The 14,124-nt window shown below is 59.8% G+C and carries 15 protein-coding genes; 7 read left to right on the top strand and 8 right to left on the bottom strand.

What is annotated here, in order from left to right; all coding sequences use genetic code 11:
• Nucleotides 1-11: 11 nt before the first annotated feature.
• A complete protein-coding gene (locus KYK33_RS13250) occupies nt 12-836 on the bottom strand; it encodes a CheR family methyltransferase (protein ID WP_042043324.1) in 825 nt (274 codons plus the stop codon).
• Between the two features lie 18 nt (nt 837-854).
• Complete coding sequence (locus tag KYK33_RS13255; protein WP_224430826.1) at nt 855-1,766, bottom strand: chemotaxis protein CheV; 912 nt, start codon at nt 1,764-1,766, stop codon at nt 855-857.
• A 234-nt stretch (nt 1,767-2,000) separates the two neighbouring features.
• Here KYK33_RS13255 and flgA point away from each other — a divergent pair, with 234 nt between their 5' ends.
• The 3 genes from flgA to KYK33_RS13270 all read left to right on the top strand — a co-directional run bounded on the left by flgA (nt 2,001) and on the right by KYK33_RS13270 (nt 3,429).
• Nucleotides 2,001-2,606, top strand: a complete 606-nt coding sequence (flgA, locus tag KYK33_RS13260; protein ID WP_259235843.1) for a flagellar basal body P-ring formation chaperone FlgA — start codon at nt 2,001-2,003, stop codon at nt 2,604-2,606.
• Between the two features lie 89 nt (nt 2,607-2,695).
• Nucleotides 2,696-3,016 carry a flagellar biosynthesis anti-sigma factor FlgM gene (gene flgM, locus KYK33_RS13265; protein ID WP_224430828.1) on the top strand — a complete coding sequence of 107 codons (321 nt, stop codon included), beginning with the start codon at nt 2,696-2,698 and terminating at the stop codon, nt 3,014-3,016.
• Nucleotides 3,013-3,429 (top strand): flagella synthesis protein FlgN, encoded by a 417-nt coding sequence (locus tag KYK33_RS13270; RefSeq protein ID WP_224430829.1) that lies wholly within the window; start codon nt 3,013-3,015, stop codon nt 3,427-3,429. Before flgM ends, KYK33_RS13270 begins: the two co-directional genes overlap by 4 nt.
• 128 nt (nt 3,430-3,557) lie before the next feature.
• On the opposite strand, the gene yfcE is transcribed toward KYK33_RS13270, so the two are convergent.
• Together yfcE and KYK33_RS13280 are read right to left on the bottom strand one after the other, a co-directional pair.
• Nucleotides 3,558-4,127, bottom strand: coding sequence for a phosphodiesterase (yfcE, locus tag KYK33_RS13275; protein ID WP_042043320.1), 570 nt, complete (start codon nt 4,125-4,127; stop codon nt 3,558-3,560).
• Entirely contained in the window at nt 4,127-5,785 is a 1,659-nt protein-coding gene (locus tag KYK33_RS13280; RefSeq protein WP_224430830.1) for a peptide ABC transporter substrate-binding protein, read from the bottom strand. Before KYK33_RS13280 ends, yfcE begins: the two co-directional genes overlap by 1 nt.
• Before the next feature lie 371 nt (nt 5,786-6,156).
• Between KYK33_RS13280 and KYK33_RS13285 the strand changes: the two genes are divergently transcribed.
• Nucleotides 6,157-7,059, top strand: a complete 903-nt coding sequence (locus tag KYK33_RS13285) for a DMT family transporter (protein WP_042043315.1) — start codon at nt 6,157-6,159, stop codon at nt 7,057-7,059.
• 180 nt (nt 7,060-7,239) lie between these two features.
• Here the strand turns inward: KYK33_RS13285 and rsuA are convergent, their stop codons facing one another.
• Complete coding sequence (rsuA, locus tag KYK33_RS13290) at nt 7,240-7,932, bottom strand: 16S rRNA pseudouridine(516) synthase RsuA (RefSeq protein ID WP_042043314.1); 693 nt, start codon at nt 7,930-7,932, stop codon at nt 7,240-7,242.
• Nucleotides 7,933-8,097: 165 nt separating this feature from the next.
• Between rsuA and KYK33_RS13295 the strand changes: the two genes are divergently transcribed.
• Nucleotides 8,098-9,300 carry an HD-GYP domain-containing protein gene (locus KYK33_RS13295; protein WP_224430831.1) on the top strand — a complete coding sequence of 401 codons (1,203 nt, stop codon included), beginning with the start codon at nt 8,098-8,100 and terminating at the stop codon, nt 9,298-9,300.
• A gap of 41 nt (nt 9,301-9,341) precedes the next feature.
• On the opposite strand, the gene KYK33_RS13300 is transcribed toward KYK33_RS13295, so the two are convergent.
• The gene (locus tag KYK33_RS13300; RefSeq protein WP_224430832.1) at nt 9,342-9,533 is read right to left on the bottom strand and encodes a hypothetical protein; all 192 of its coding nucleotides are present in this window, start codon (nt 9,531-9,533) and stop codon (nt 9,342-9,344) included.
• Nucleotides 9,534-9,852: 319 nt separating this feature from the next.
• Between KYK33_RS13300 and KYK33_RS13305 the strand changes: the two genes are divergently transcribed.
• Nucleotides 9,853-10,746: an EamA family transporter gene (locus tag KYK33_RS13305; RefSeq protein WP_042043309.1), complete on the top strand. Its 894-nt coding sequence runs from the start codon at nt 9,853-9,855 to the stop codon at nt 10,744-10,746.
• Between the two features lie 90 nt (nt 10,747-10,836).
• Nucleotides 10,837-12,651, top strand: coding sequence for an extracellular solute-binding protein (locus KYK33_RS13310; RefSeq protein ID WP_224430833.1), 1,815 nt, complete (start codon nt 10,837-10,839; stop codon nt 12,649-12,651).
• Nucleotides 12,652-12,724: 73 nt separating this feature from the next.
• On the opposite strand, the gene KYK33_RS13315 is transcribed toward KYK33_RS13310, so the two are convergent.
• Both KYK33_RS13315 and KYK33_RS13320 read right to left on the bottom strand, forming a co-directional pair.
• Nucleotides 12,725-13,117, bottom strand: coding sequence for a DUF2750 domain-containing protein (locus tag KYK33_RS13315; protein ID WP_042043575.1), 393 nt, complete (start codon nt 13,115-13,117; stop codon nt 12,725-12,727).
• Between the two features lie 244 nt (nt 13,118-13,361).
• Nucleotides 13,362-13,913, bottom strand: a complete 552-nt coding sequence (locus KYK33_RS13320) for a hypothetical protein (protein ID WP_224430834.1) — start codon at nt 13,911-13,913, stop codon at nt 13,362-13,364.
• Nucleotides 13,914-14,124: the final 211 nt, after the last annotated feature.

Raw genomic sequence — 14,124 nt, forward strand, 5'->3', positions numbered from 1 at the left:
GATGGGAGGGGTTATTTGACTTTGTAAACAATACCGGGGTTGCAGCGGATCATCTCGAACCTGTCAGTGAGGCCCGCCAGGGACTCCGAGGCCCCCAGCATCAGGTAGCCGCCCGGATTCAGGCTGGCTGCGAACTGGTTGAGGATCTTCGACTTCACTTCAGGGGCAAAGTAGATGAGCACATTGCGGCAGAAGATGATGTCGAACTTGCCGAGCAGGCTGTAGCTTTCCAGCAGATTCAGGGGGCGGAAGGTTGTCAATTTTCTGACACGATCCACGACCCGCATCTTGTTGTCACCATGGGGCTCGAAGAATAACTTCTTGCGCTCTGGGGAGAGGCCGCGGGCCAGCGCCAGGCTGTCGTATACCCCCTCCTTGCACTGATTGAGCATGGTGGTGGAGATGTCTGTGCCGATGATCTGTACCCCGCCCGGCAAGGTACCAGGGCGTTTGACCTGCTGCTCCAGCGCCGACATGGCGATGGAGTAAGGCTCCTGACCCGAGGAGGAGGCCGCCGACCAGATCTTGATGGGGCGGCCACTCTTGCCCAGCTCCGGGAAGATCTTGTCGGTGAGCAGCTGGAAGGGATAAGCATCCCGAAACCAGAGGGTCTCATTGGTGGTCATGGCATCGACCACCGCCATCTTCAACTCCCGCTCACGCAGGCTCATGGAACGGGTCACCAATTCAGACAGACTCTCGATGCCAAACTGAGCCATCAAGGGGGACAGGCGGCTCTTCACCAGGTATTGCTTGTTGTCACCCAGCACAATTCCGCACTGCAGCGCCAGAAAGCTGCTGAATTGCTTATATAAGTCGTCTGACAGTGTCTTCATGTATGCGTTCTTCTTGTTTTAGAGTGCGCCTTGAACGGCCTTGGCCAACTCATCGGGCTGAAACTTGGCGATAAAATTGTTCGCCCCGACCTTCTGCACCATGGCCTGGTTGAACACCCCACTGAGGGAGGTGTGCAGGATAACATGTAAATCCTTCAGGCTGGGATTGTTGCGGATCTCGGCGGTGAAGGTGTAACCATCCATCTCGGGCATCTCTATGTCCGAGATGACCAGGGCGATTTGATCCTGGATGGGGCCATTTTTGGCCATCTCCAGCAGCATGTTGAGGGCCTCGCGGCCATCTTTTGCCAGCACGCATTGCACACCGATGGCATCGAGCGCCCGCTGCACCTGTTTGCGCGCCACCGAGGAGTCATCGGCCACCAGCACCGGCCGTCCCTGGGTATTGTGCTCTGCGCTCACCGCCACCAGCTCCTGGCTCACCTCGGTCGAGACCGGGGAGATCTCGTTGAGGATCCGCTCCACATCGAGGATCTCCACCAATTCGCCATCCACCTCGGTGACCGCCGTCATGTAGTTGATCCGTCCTGCCCCCTTGGGGGGTGGCAAGATAGATTCCCAGTTCATGTTGATGATGCGTTCGACCGACTGCACCAGGAAGCCCTGGATGGATCTGTTGTATTCCGAGATGATAATGAAGCACTTGGAGAGATCGGCGATGGGCCTGTTACCCATGGCCATGCTGATATCGATCACCGAGATAGTCTGGCCACGAATGTGCGCCACACCGCGAATGCAGGGATTGAGCTTGGGCATGACAGTCAAGGGCGGGCACTGCAACACCTCGCGCACCTTGAAGACGTTGATGCCAAATCGTTGACGCCCATTGAGTCGAAACAGCAGCAACTCCAGGCGATTTTGCCCGACCAGTTGAGTCCGTTGGTTTACCGAGTCCAGAATACCGGCCATACACACTCCCTAAAAACGCCTGGCATTATTCATGCATGTTGTGCATGCGCCATGTTGACTCGCGCCAGATTCCCAGCGGTTCCAGGAACCCATCTTGGCGCGAGCATAGTGAACAGTTGTCTTATACGTTATCCACTTATCGACCAGCGGACGAAAATGATTAACAGACTTTTCCTCATCCTGTTGCTGCTCAGCGGGGCCAACAAGGCCCTGGCGTCCGACATCAATGCCGGGTTGCAAACCCGGGCGGAGGAGTTCGTGCGCGATCAGCTCTCCTTGCCCCTCGATGCCCGTGCCGAGCTCAGTGCCGCCAGCATAGATACCCGCTTGCAGCTCACGGCCTGCGAGCATGATCTCGACATCAGCCTGCCTGCCAAGATGGAGATCAGACGCAACACCACTGTCTACCTCAAGTGCAACGAGACGCCGGGCTGGGATCTCTATCTGCCGGTGCGAGTCAGCATCCAGAAGCCTTATATCACCGTCTCGGAAGCCATCGCCAAGGGGGATATTCTCGGTCGCAACCAGCTTATCCAGGCCTACGAGGATCAGACCCTGATCCGTGGTGACTATATACAGGACATAGAGGCGCTGGTCGGTACTCGCAGCAAACGCGAACTCAGACCCGGCCAACCGCTGCGCCTGAATCAGATCTGTGTGATCTGCAAGGGCGATCAGGTTACCCTCATCGCCGAAAACAGCAGCATGCAGATCAAAACCATGGCGCGCGCCTTGCAAGATGGTAGCTTCGGCGACATGATCAAGCTGGTTAATATCAGGTCCGGCAGGACGGTACAGGGCAAGGTGAATTCAGTCGGCTCCGTTATTGTCAGCTTCTGAATGAATTTTTTGGTAATTTTCCCTAAAGTTCCGGTAGCTTAGACCGATAAACGGGTAAGCAGGCAGCAAAGCGAATAAAGGTAACCAAGATGGCTATTAACAATATCAACAACTTGGCAGGTAATCGGGTACAAAATACCGGTAACAGCCAGAGCAGCGTGGCCAAGTCGACCAACGGCGGACAAGATGCCCGCACCACTCAGGTCAAGGTCGATTCAGTCTCCCTGACCAGTGAGGCGCAACAGTTGCAACAAGTACAAAAAAACCTCAACTCGGCATCGACCGGGAATGAGAGCCGGGTGGAAAGCCTGAAGAAAGCCGTGGCCAGTGGCCAGTATCAGGTCAATGGCGAAGCCGTTGCCAAGAAGATGTTCAGCTTCGAAGCCAAGCTGGAAAAAACCCTGGGATGATGAGTCTGGCTGCACTGCTGCAACAACAGCATGATCAGCTGACCCAGATGCAGGGTTTGCTGAGCGAGGAGTTTGAACTGCTCAAGCAGCGCAGAGCCTTGGAGTTGCCGACCCTGGCAGAACGTAAACAGCAGTTGCTAGGTGCCATAGAGGCGCTTGATACCAGTCTGGCCCAGCAGCCCGATCTTCAGGATAGGCTCGCACACCAGCCGGATATCATGGCCAGGATCGCCGATGCGCTGGTCGCCTGCCAGCAACAAAACGATACCAATGGTCGCCTGCTGGAGCTGAGTATTGTCTCCAATCGTCGCCTGGCCGGTTTCCTGAACCAGCTGCGAGACAGAAACTCGCTCACCTATGATGCCAAGGGCAACACCCGCTCCGGCACCCGCTCCCCGGGGATCAAGGCCTAGCCTCTCCCGTCTGCCTTCCCGGCCCCTCAGGGCACCCTTTTCGCTTTACTCATCATCGATCTTCACTCGTGAGCCGCCCAACCATCGGGCTGGGCACTCAGGTTCACCACTGTCATCTCCCCCCCTGCTCAGGCAGACCCCTCTGCCAGAGAGAGCCGCTGCAGCACCCGTCCATCCTGCGCCGCCCGCAGACTCAGCTCCCCCGCTTCATAGCAGACCAGGCTGGCAGGCAGCTCGCCCCGGGGAAAACAGAGAGAGCCCGGATTGACCATGACCCGCCGTTGCTCGCCCTGCCCTGTGCGCCTCAGCTCGGGCAGGTGGGTATGACCGCTCAGATAGAGGCTGCCCGGCGGCAGAGGCACGGCATCGGCGTGGTAGAGATGACCATGACTCATGAACCAGCGCCGCCCATCGACCAGCAGTTGGTTGTAGGGCGCCATCATGGGGAAATCGAGAAGCATCTGATCCACTTCCGAATCACAGTTCCCTCGCACCGCCAGAATGCGACTGGCCAGGCCATTGAGTCGTGCGGCCAGCGCCGCCGGCTGGTAGCCCTCGGGGACGGGATTGCGCGGACCATGGCTCAGCAGGTCCCCGAGCAGCAGCAAGTGATCCGGCTGCCAGGGCCCGAGCCAGGCCATGACACCGTCAAAGGCGCTCAGGCTGCCATGCAGATCAGAGAGAATGGCGAGTCTCATCACTTGGCCCCTGAAGGAGTCACGAAATAGAGATCCTTGGTGGCGATCGCCCCCTTGAGATTGCTGCTGGGCAAGCCACGCAATTGGGGATCGACCAGCCGCATCTGGTTGTAGTGATAGAGGGGGATGACGGGCACATCCTGCTCTATCAGACGCTCGGCCTGCTGATAGAAGTGGTTGCGGCGCTGCTCATCCAGGGTCGCCGCGGCCTGCTCTAACAGTTGATCATAGTGAGGGTTGCAGTAGCCACTCTCGTTTTGCGGATCCAGGCAGCGCAGGGCATTGAGCATGGCAGAGGGTTCCACATAGTCACCAAACAGGAAGGATCGCGCCACCATGAAGTCACCGCTGTTCTTGGCAAGCTGATAGGCATTCCACTCCATGTTGCGCAGTTCGACCTCGACCCCGAGGGGCTTCCACATGCTGGCCACCGCCAGCGCCATGCGTTTGTGGTTCTCCGAGCTGTTGTAGATGAGGGTCAGGCGCAGGGGATGAGTCTCGTCGATGCCCGCTTCCTTGAGGAGCTTAACGGCCATGGCGCTGCGGATATCCTGGGAGGCATTCGCCAGCTCAGGGGTGGTGGCCGTATAACCCGGCATATCTGGCAGCAGGCGCCAGCTGGGCAGCTCCCCCTGAGCACTCACCTTGTCGGTCAGCAGCTGGCGGTCGATCACCATGCTCAGGGCCTGGCGTACCCGCACATCCTGCAACTCGGGTTTGTTCATGTTGAAGCTATAGAGATAGGTGCCGAGCAGCGGCAGGCCCCAGAGCCGTTCAGGGGCAGTGGCCTTGATGCGGGCATAGTAATCCTGGGCGACCCGGTTGGTGAGCTGGATCTCTCCCGCCTCGTAGCGCAGTCGCTCGGCATGCTGGGAAGCGAGCGGCAGATAGGTGACCCTATCGATGCGAGTGTGGCCGTTGTCCCAATAAGCGGGGTTGCGCTCGGCCTCCAGCCGCTCGTTCATCACCCAGCTAGTGAGCCGATAGGCACCATTGCTGACGAGATGAGCGGGCTGGGTCCACCCCTTGCCAAATTCGGCAATCACTTGCCGTGGCACCGGCACGAAGGGGCGCTGACTGATGAGCTGCAGAAAATAGGGGACGGGCCGCTCCAGGGTCACCTTGAGGATCTGATCCCCCTCTGCAACCACCCCCAGCGAGTCAAGATCCAGGGCACCGGCATAGATGGAAGCGGCATTGTTGATGCCCGTGGCCAGCATCAGCCCCGCCGAGGGAGATGCCAGGGCGGGATCGAGCAAACGGCGCCAGGCATAGACAAAATCCTCCGCCTTGAGGGGCGTGCCATTCGACCAGTGCAGGTTGGGGCGCAGGAAGAAACGCCACTCCAACCCATCCGGGCTCTGCTCCCACCTCATGGCCTGGGCCGGTACTATCTTGCCCTCGCCATTTTCGCTCACCAATCCCTCGAACAAGTCGACCAGGATCACTTCACCGGGAAAGCCGCTGCGCACCAGGGCCGGATCCAGGGATTCTGGCTCGGCACCATTGCCCTTGACCAGAGTCTGACGGGGGGCGAGATCCGGGGCGGCATCCACGGGCGTGGCGAGGGCCACCTGGCTCAAGGTGCCGCCACATAGCAAGGCGCACAACAGGGGAGAGATCCGGCGCAGGGCGGGATGGACAAGACGGTGATACATACAACTGACCTCTTTTCGCAATGCTTTACCAAACATGAGGGGAAGGCCGACGGCGCGCCTGATGACGAATGCATGATGCCGTCCTTGTTATCCCCGAAAACGCCCCGTATTGTATCCGGCTCTCCCCAGAGATGGAGTCTTTCGGGCATTTTTTTTCGTCGTTGGCATGGAATCCGGATGACTGGCGCAGGCAACGGTTTGCCGCACCTTTCCCCCTTGAGACGCCGCAGTCTTTATGCAGTATGAGTCACGGGTGCAGGGCGTGGCCTGCTACGGCTTTGCAGCTACTTTTTCGTTGTTGTCATGAAGGTCGGGGAGTGGCACAGGTCGCCGCCTGGCTCGGCTTTCAGACTGGATGTTCAGAGGTCTTTATGGGGTACGAGTGGCTGGCGCTGGCTGCCGCCAGTTTATGGGCGGTTGCCGCCCTGATATCGGTCAAACCGGCTCGCCATCTGGGGGCCTTCGCCTACAGTCGCTGGCGCATGTTCCTGGTCAGCCTGATGCTGGGGGGGGCCAGTCTGGCAACGGGTGGCTGGCAGAGCCTGAGCGCCGGGGCCGTGCCTCTGCTGATCCTCTCGGGTCTCATCGGCATCTTCATTGGCGATACCGCCCTGTTCGCCTGCATGAACCGACTCGGCCCCCGCCGCAGCGGCCTGCTCTTCTCCTGCCATGCGCTCTTCTCCGCCCTGCTCGGCCTCTGGCTGTTTGACGAGACGCTCACCGGCTGGCGGCTGCTTGGCGCCCTGCTGGTGCTCACCGGGGTCATGCTGGCCATACTCTTCGGTCGGCGCGGCCAGTCCCATGACTGGGAGCAGGTTCGCGGCCACATCGCCATCGGCATAGGGCTGGGTCTGACTGCCGCCCTGTGTCAGAGCCTGGGGGCCATCATTGCCAAGCCGGTGATGGCCGGCAGCGACATAGATCCGGTCAGCGCCTCCGGGGTGCGCATGGCCAGCGCCCTGTTTGCCCATTGCGTGCTGCGCCTGCTGCGGGTGCCCCTCGCCATGCCCCTCAACCCCATCAATCGCCCCATTCTCGCCATGATTGGAGTCAATGGTTTCCTGGCCATGGCCTTGGGGATGACACTGATCCTGGTTGCCCTGCGCCAGGGGGATGTGGGCATGGTGGCCATTCTCTCCGCCACCACCCCTGTGGTGCTGCTCCCCCTGCTCTGGTGGCATTCGGGTCAGCGCCCCAGCCTGCCCGCCTGGGCGGGTGCCCTGCTCGCCACCCTGGGCACCATTCTGGTGCTGGGCATGAGTGGCAGCCATTGAGCCATGCCCTCCCCATGGGACCTGCTGAACAGGCGCCGTCCCAGTGGGTAACGCCGCTCCCTGACCCTCAGGGAGGGGATGAGAAGCCACAAAAAAACGGCGGGGGCCTGTCAGCCCCCGCCGTTTTTCCATCCCATATCCCCGCTCCTGCCCAGGCAATGTGGTTGAGCACAAGGGGACTCAGAACAGGGCAATCTCTTCGTCAGTCAGCTCACGATACTCACCAAGTTCCAAGGTCTCATCCAGCATCAACGGCCCTATCTGCTCACGGTGCAGGCCGACCACCTTGTTGCCGATGGAGGCGAACATCCGCTTGACCTGATGGTACTTGCCCTCTTGGATGGTCAGCCGCGCCTCGCACTCCCCCAACAGCTCGAGCTTGGCCGGGCGCGTTTTATCGGTCTCATTGCGCAGGAAAACCCCATCGGCAAACAGCGAGACCGCATCCTGATGAACAGGGTCCGCCAGCCAGACGCGGTAGGTCTTGGCACACTCGTGGCGAGGCGAGGTGATGCGATGGGACCACTGGCCATCGTCGCTGATCAGCACCAGGCCTGTGGTATCGAGATCGAGGCGCCCCACCACATGCAGCTTGCCGATGGCCGGCTCATCCAGCAGCGCGAACACCGTCGTGTGATCAGGATCCTCATTGGAGCAGACATAGCCTTCCGGTTTATGCAGCATGAAGTAGCGGTTGCGCCTGTCGAGGCTCAGCATGACGCCGTCAAACTCGATCTGGCTCTGTTCGTTGATATGGAAAGCGGGTTGTTTGACCACGATGCCATCCACTATGACCTCTCCTCGCCTGATCACTCGGCCCGCCAGGGAGCGGGTCAGATCGGAACAGTCGCAAAGAAATTTATCGAGCCGCATTCACTACCTCAACATTGCCATCGGGAAAAGGGCGACATTATATCGGCCAACCGTGACAACTCCAGCATTAACGCCCGCCAGGCCTGTGACGGCCTCCGAAACCAGTGGTAGACTCGCCCCATAATCAGCCTAAGTGACCAGGCACCATCATAAAGGCAGAACCCTATGATCTCAGCCTCCCCCCATCCCGTCATTGCCATCAGTAGCCTCAAACCCGGCATGTTCGTGGTAGCCATCATCAGCCAACGGGGCGACATGGAGATTGCCCAGACAGGCCGGGTCAACGATGAGCGCCAGATTGCGGCCCTGGTGACCCGCGGCGTGCTGAGGGTGCGGGTCGATCTCAGTCGTAGCAAGCTGGCCAAGGCTTCCCCCCCTTGTGCCGCCGAGCAACCAGACAGCTCCTCTCTCTCGATGACTGCCCCCCAGGGGCCCCGTGTCCCGGGTGAGGGGCGCGAGCTCAAGATCCGCCGCCTCTATCAAGAAGCCCGTGAGCTGCAAGGCAAGTTCATTCGCCAGCTCAAGGCGGGCGAACCCATCGATATCACCTCGCTCGCCACCGTGGCCGAGGAGATGGTCGACACCATGTTCAGTCACGGGGATGCCATGCTCTGTCTGGCCCGCATCCGGGCCAAGGATGCCTACCTGATGGAACACTCCATGAACGTGGCCATACTGCTCGCCAACTTCGGCCGCTATCTGGGGCTCGAACGCAGCGTGCTCAAGGAGTTGACCCTGGGAGGGCTGCTCCACGATGTGGGCAAGATAATGACCCCGGATGCCGTGCTCAACAAACCGGGCAAGCTGACCGACGAAGAGTTTGCCATCATGCGCGAGCATGTGGTGCACAGCCACGACATCCTCAAGGCGACGACGGGTATCACCCCCACCATGCTGGAGGTGGCCGCCAACCACCATGAGCGGCTGGATGGCTCAGGTTACCCCCGCCACCTCAAGGGAGAGCAGCTCTCGCTCTACACGCGCATGAGCGCCATTGTCGATGTCTATGATGCGGTGACGGCAGACAGGGTCTACAAGCAGGGGATGCAGCCGACCCAGGCGTTCAGGATCCTGCTCAAGGGGGCTGTCACTCACTTCGATGAGGGACTGGTGACGCGTTTTATCAAGTGCATGGGGGTCTATCCGGTTGGCACCCTGGTACTGCTCTCCAATCAGCGCCTGGCCCTGGTGATGCAACGCAACGAGCTGGCGCCACTCAAGCCCCTGGTCAAGGTGATCTATCACGCCACCCAACGGCACTATCTGGAGGTGCAACTGCTCGACCTTGCCAAAGCCAGCGTCAATGAGACCATAGAGAGCACCGTGGATCCCAAGGATTATGGCATCACCCTCGCTCATTTCATCTGACGACACCACGGCGCTATAAGGGAGTCCGGCGCCGGCCGCGCTCAGGCTGGCCGATCGGTACTGTTGCCAGGCGCGGTCCAGTGGGTGATGAGAAACTCTCCATCGAGGGGAGAGAGATCGAAGCGCAGGCAGGCCTCCTCGATAGCATGGGGATCACTGGCGTGTCCCTCGGCCAACCAGCGTACCGCCCGGCGCAGATCCTCGCCATGGGGAAGCAGGGAGTGATCGCTCATGGGGTACCTCCGTATTTACCATTTATCAGGACCCGCACCGCGGGTGCTCTCCCTTGGAGTTTAGTCTGCGCAACCCCTCCCCGAGCACTTCCCTGGCTCTTGGGCAATCAAGGCAGCTCGCCAGGGCGATGACCCCATCACAGGCGGCTTTGAGCATTGGCATCTTGTATCGAGTGCCGGCTCCCCCCTCAACGGACACCTAAATCAGCCTGAAACTGGCGTTCCGGTTGACGCCGGGCACCCTGTCGAGGTTATGCTCGACACCTTGCCTGCCTGTCCTGGCGGGATCATTACCTTCGCTATCAAACAAGGATGTGTCATGCAAGCCAAGGACAAGTGTCTGGCAGCCCTGGTTATCCTCTGCTGGGGCCTCAATTTCGTGGTGATCAAGTGGGGGCTGGACGGCATACCGCCCCTGCTGCTGGGCGCATTGCGTTTTGTCGGCGTGGTCTTTCCCGCCATCTTGCTGGTACCAAAACCCACCATCCCCTGGCGCTGGCTGCTGGCCTACGGCGGAACCATCAGCCTGGCCCAGTTTGCCTTCCTGTTTAGCGCCATGAAGTTTGGCATGCCCGCAGGCATGGCCTCCCTGGTGTTGCAATCTCAAGTGGTATTTACCCTGCTGTTCGCCATGATCTGGCTGGGAGAACGCTGGCAGCCCCACCACTGGGTCGCCCTGCCGTTGGCAGGAGCCGGTCTCTACCTCATCGCCACTCATGGGGAAGGCAACCTGACCCTGCTCGGCTTCGTGCTGACCCTGTGCGCCTCCGCTTGCTGGGGCCTCGGTAACGTCATCAACCGCCAGATTGGGCTGCGCTATCAGGTGGCCTTGCCGAGCCTGATCGCCTGGGGTGGCCTGGTGCCCATAGTGCCGTTTCTCGCCCTCTCCTGGCTGTTCGAGGGGCCGGCGCTTATCGTCCATAGCCTGCAACAGTTCAGCTGGAAAGGGTTGCTCTGCGTGCTTTATCTCTCGCTGGTTGCCACCTGGCTCGGCTACGGGCTGTGGGGCCGCTTGCTGATGCGCTACCCCGTAGCCCAAGTGGCGCCGCTCTCCCTGCTGGTCCCCTGCGTCGGCATGGTGACTGCCGCCATCTTGCTCGATGAGCATCCAACCCCCTTGCAGTGGCTGGGCTCTGCGCTGGTGCTGCTCGGCTTCCTGGTACACCTGCTGGGGGGGCGGTTGGCCCTGTCCAAACCATTGACCCGGGCCTGATGCCCTCTCATGATGGGCCATGCCAATGGCTTGGCCCGCTATTGTAAAATAAACGCCTCAACACGCAGCCACGACAAGGAAGCAAAGGATATGCGACTGAATCACCTGGGGGCCGCCGCCCTCGCCCTGTGCTGGACTCAGCTCGGCTGGAGTGCCACCCTGCCAACGGATCTCAAGTGGGAAAGCAACGATACGGATCCCGTCTATGCCGATCCGGCTGCCCAGCGGGGCGGTACCTTTCGGACCTTCATGACCAGTTTTCCGCTGACCCTGCGCAACTATGGCCCCGATGCCAATGGCGCCTTCGCCGGTTATATGCGGGAAAACCGGCTGCCCCTGCTGGCCAGCCACCCCGACACCGGCAATCCGATCCCCATGCTGGCCAACCAGTGGGCGTTCGGGGCCGATCACAAGACCATGTATTTTCGCATCAACCCCAAGGCCCGCTGGTCCGATGGCGTACCGGTCAGCGCAGACGACTTCCTGTTCACCCTCAAGATGCTGCGCAGCAAGCAGATCAATGCCCCCTGGTACAACAACTACTACAGCACTCAAATTGTCGATGTGATCAAGTTCGATGACCACACTCTGGCCATCACCAGCGGCAGCGAGAAGAGCCGGGAAGACTTGCTCGATTCCCTCCCCTTCTCCCCCGAGCCCAGTCACGCCATCACACTCGATGACAACTGGGTGCGGGAGTACAACTGGAAGGTATTGCCGGTGACGGGCCCCTATCAGCTCAGCGAGGTCAAGAAGGGCAAATCCGTTACCTTCAGCCGCATTCCCGAGTGGTGGGGTAACGACGAGCGCTACTTCCAGCACAGGTTCAATCCCGACCGTATCCAGATCAAGGTGTTGCGCGATCTCAACATTGCCTGGCAGCACTTCCTGCGCGGCGAGCTGGATACCTTCGGACTGGTGATCCCGAACTGGTGGCACGACAAGACCAAGACCCCCGAATTTGACAAGGGCTACATAAACCGTATCTGGTTCTATACCCAGACCCCGCAATCCCCGAGCGGCCTCTATCTCAACATCGATGACCCTTTGCTGAGCGACCTCAATGTCAGGCTCGGCATCCAGTACGCCCTCAACATCGACAAGATGCTGAGTACCTTGTTGCGTGGCGACTACCAGCGCCTCAACAACTATGGATCCGGTCAGGGAGACTTCACCAATAACGCCCTCAAGGCGCGGCCCTTCGACCCTGCGCTCGCGCGCGACTATTTCGCCAAGGCGGGTTTCACCAAAGCCGGGCCAGAGGGCATATTGCAAGATGCCAAGGGCAGATCACTGTCACTGAACGTGATCTACACCACCTCGGAGCACTCCCAGCGCCTCACCCTGCTGCGTGAAGAGGCCAAAAAAGCGGGTCTTAATCTGGAGCTCAACCTGATGGATGCCTCAGCGGGCTTCAAGGCCATGCTGGAGAAGAAACACCAGAGCGCCTGGATGGCCTGGAGTACGGGACGTTATCCCGCCTACTGGGAATATTTCCACAAGGTCAACGCCCACAAGCCACAGACCAACAACATCATGAACATCGATGATGACGCCATCACGGCCCTGGTGGAGCAGTACGACAAGGAGTTCGATTTTGCCAAGAAAGCCGAACTGTCACGGCAGATCCAGGCCCGGCTCTATGAGCTGGCCAGCTTCGTGCCCACCTATCAGGTTCCCTATACCCGGGAAGGGGCATGGCGCTGGATAAAACTGCCCAAGGAGATTGCCACCACCAAGAGCGAAGTGCTCTATTGGCCCCTCGATGGCTTCAACTCCGGCTACAGCTACGGCGGTCTGTTCTGGATAGATGAGACGGTGAAGAAGGAGACCCTGAACGCCATCAAGCAAGGCACCCGCTACCCTCAGGTCAATATCCGCGACACCCGCTACCTGCAGCCCTGAGTCCGTCATCGGATGCCCCAAACGACACAACCCCGCCAATGGCGGGGTTGTGTTTAGCACAAGCGGAGGGGAATTAACCGCGCTTGGCCTGCTTCTGGGCAACCGCATCGGCCACGTCGGCAGGCTCGAGTACGATGCCTTCCTGATCCGGGGTCGGGAACACGGCCACGCAGAGCTCATCCTGCTCCATGCCTTCCACCCAGCGCTCCAGCCACACCTTGAGGGTGATGGACTGCGGCTTGCATTCAGCCCACTCGCCTTCGGCCCAGGCCTGGGCGTATTCGGGGTGCGGCCATACCGGGATGCAGTCTTCGTCTTCGGTGGTCAGCATCATGACGCCGTGTTCGTCGGTCAGCACGAACAGCTCTTCATGCTCGACCAGCTTGCTGATGAAGTGATCAAAGCGGTAGTCGGCGTTCAGTTGCAGCGCGGCATTGCGCTCGGTCTCGGTCAGTTCATAGCTCATGGTCAAGTCTCTTATGCAGTACCAAGGATCGCGATGGGCCTGGGCTGCCGAGTCGATGATGACCCGAACCGGGCTGGCTCGCGCAATAAAGGGCGACATGTTCACATCTTGCCGCAGCCTTGTCCAGTGAATGGACGCCCCGCGCCGTCAGGACACGGCTGGTTAACGCCAGTTAAGGATGCCACCCGGTCAATCAGGGCGACTCAAACAGGGTGACCCCGTAAACTCAACGGTTTCATCATCTCTACAGTGCGGGAATATGCAGCACTATCTCGGCCTGCTCACTCAGACGCTGACGCAGCCAATAGGCCGATTCAACCTCGACGAAACAGAGCAGATCCTGCCCCTTGGCCGCCGTCATCAGCTGCGCAAATCGCAGCTCCTGTTGGCGTTCCCAAGCCTGGGCCAACTTGCTGCCATGGGCCTCATCCACCACTCCCCTGCGCAGTTCAAACAGGTTATCGGTGATCGGGTGATTGATCTTGGCCGCACTGCCCCAGTAAAGGCGCAGGTTATCCAGCATCTCTTCGTCATAGTTGGCCAAGGCGTCCAGCTCGGGGGTATCACCGCTGTCGCTCACGGCAAAATCGCACCAGCCAGCGGAGAGGGAGGCAAGCTCACGCAGTGCTTGCGGGACCACCTTGGCACGCAAAGCCGCCACATCCGGACTGCTCAGAGGGGGTAACCAGACCTCCCCCTCATGCTCGCTCAACGGGAACAAGAGCTGCGCCACCGGATAGATGGGAAACTGGGGAGAGAGACGGTGAAGCAGAGAAATCAATGTGATGCAGGTCATGCGGGTTGCCTTGGACAAGGGGATACGAGGGACTGGGCCGATGAAGCCCTATCCTATCACGGTGAGCGGCAATGCTCATCGCACCGCCTGCCTGAAAAATCGCCATACGGCCTGTCCACCCACCATAATCGCCAATACTTTGACCCAGCGCCCACTAAACTCCCTCGGGGAGTGCTAATTTGCATACATCATTAGCGTAAGGAGCCTGTCC

The sequence above is a fragment of the Aeromonas rivuli genome (genome assembly GCF_020149575.1).
GTDB classification, from domain to species: Bacteria; Pseudomonadota; Gammaproteobacteria; order Enterobacterales; family Aeromonadaceae; genus Aeromonas; species Aeromonas rivuli.

Bases quoted from the DNA above. Each gene is read 5' to 3' on its own strand.
- flgM (WP_224430828.1), top strand. From the start codon at position 2,696: ATGGCTATTAACAATATCAACAACTTGGCAGGTAATCGGGTACAAAAT.
- KYK33_RS13255 (WP_224430826.1), bottom strand. From the start codon at position 1,766: ATGGCCGGTATTCTGGACTCGGTAAACCAACGGACTCAACTGGTCGGG.
- KYK33_RS13320 (WP_224430834.1), bottom strand. From the start codon at position 13,913: ATGACCTGCATCACATTGATTTCTCTGCTTCACCGTCTCTCTCCCCAG.
- KYK33_RS13315 (WP_042043575.1), bottom strand. From the start codon at position 13,117: ATGAGCTATGAACTGACCGAGACCGAGCGCAATGCCGCGCTGCAACTG.
- KYK33_RS13270 (WP_224430829.1), top strand. From the start codon at position 3,013: ATGATGAGTCTGGCTGCACTGCTGCAACAACAGCATGATCAGCTGACC.
- KYK33_RS13250 (WP_042043324.1), bottom strand. From the start codon at position 836: ATGAAGACACTGTCAGACGACTTATATAAGCAATTCAGCAGCTTTCTG.
- yfcE (WP_042043320.1), bottom strand. From the start codon at position 4,127: ATGAGACTCGCCATTCTCTCTGATCTGCATGGCAGCCTGAGCGCCTTT.
- KYK33_RS13280 (WP_224430830.1), bottom strand. From the start codon at position 5,785: ATGTATCACCGTCTTGTCCATCCCGCCCTGCGCCGGATCTCTCCCCTG.
- KYK33_RS13295 (WP_224430831.1), top strand. From the start codon at position 8,098: ATGATCTCAGCCTCCCCCCATCCCGTCATTGCCATCAGTAGCCTCAAA.
- KYK33_RS13305 (WP_042043309.1), top strand. From the start codon at position 9,853: ATGCAAGCCAAGGACAAGTGTCTGGCAGCCCTGGTTATCCTCTGCTGG.
- rsuA (WP_042043314.1), bottom strand. From the start codon at position 7,932: ATGCGGCTCGATAAATTTCTTTGCGACTGTTCCGATCTGACCCGCTCC.
- KYK33_RS13285 (WP_042043315.1), top strand. From the start codon at position 6,157: ATGGGGTACGAGTGGCTGGCGCTGGCTGCCGCCAGTTTATGGGCGGTT.
- KYK33_RS13310 (WP_224430833.1), top strand. From the start codon at position 10,837: ATGCGACTGAATCACCTGGGGGCCGCCGCCCTCGCCCTGTGCTGGACT.
- KYK33_RS13300 (WP_224430832.1), bottom strand. From the start codon at position 9,533: ATGAGCGATCACTCCCTGCTTCCCCATGGCGAGGATCTGCGCCGGGCG.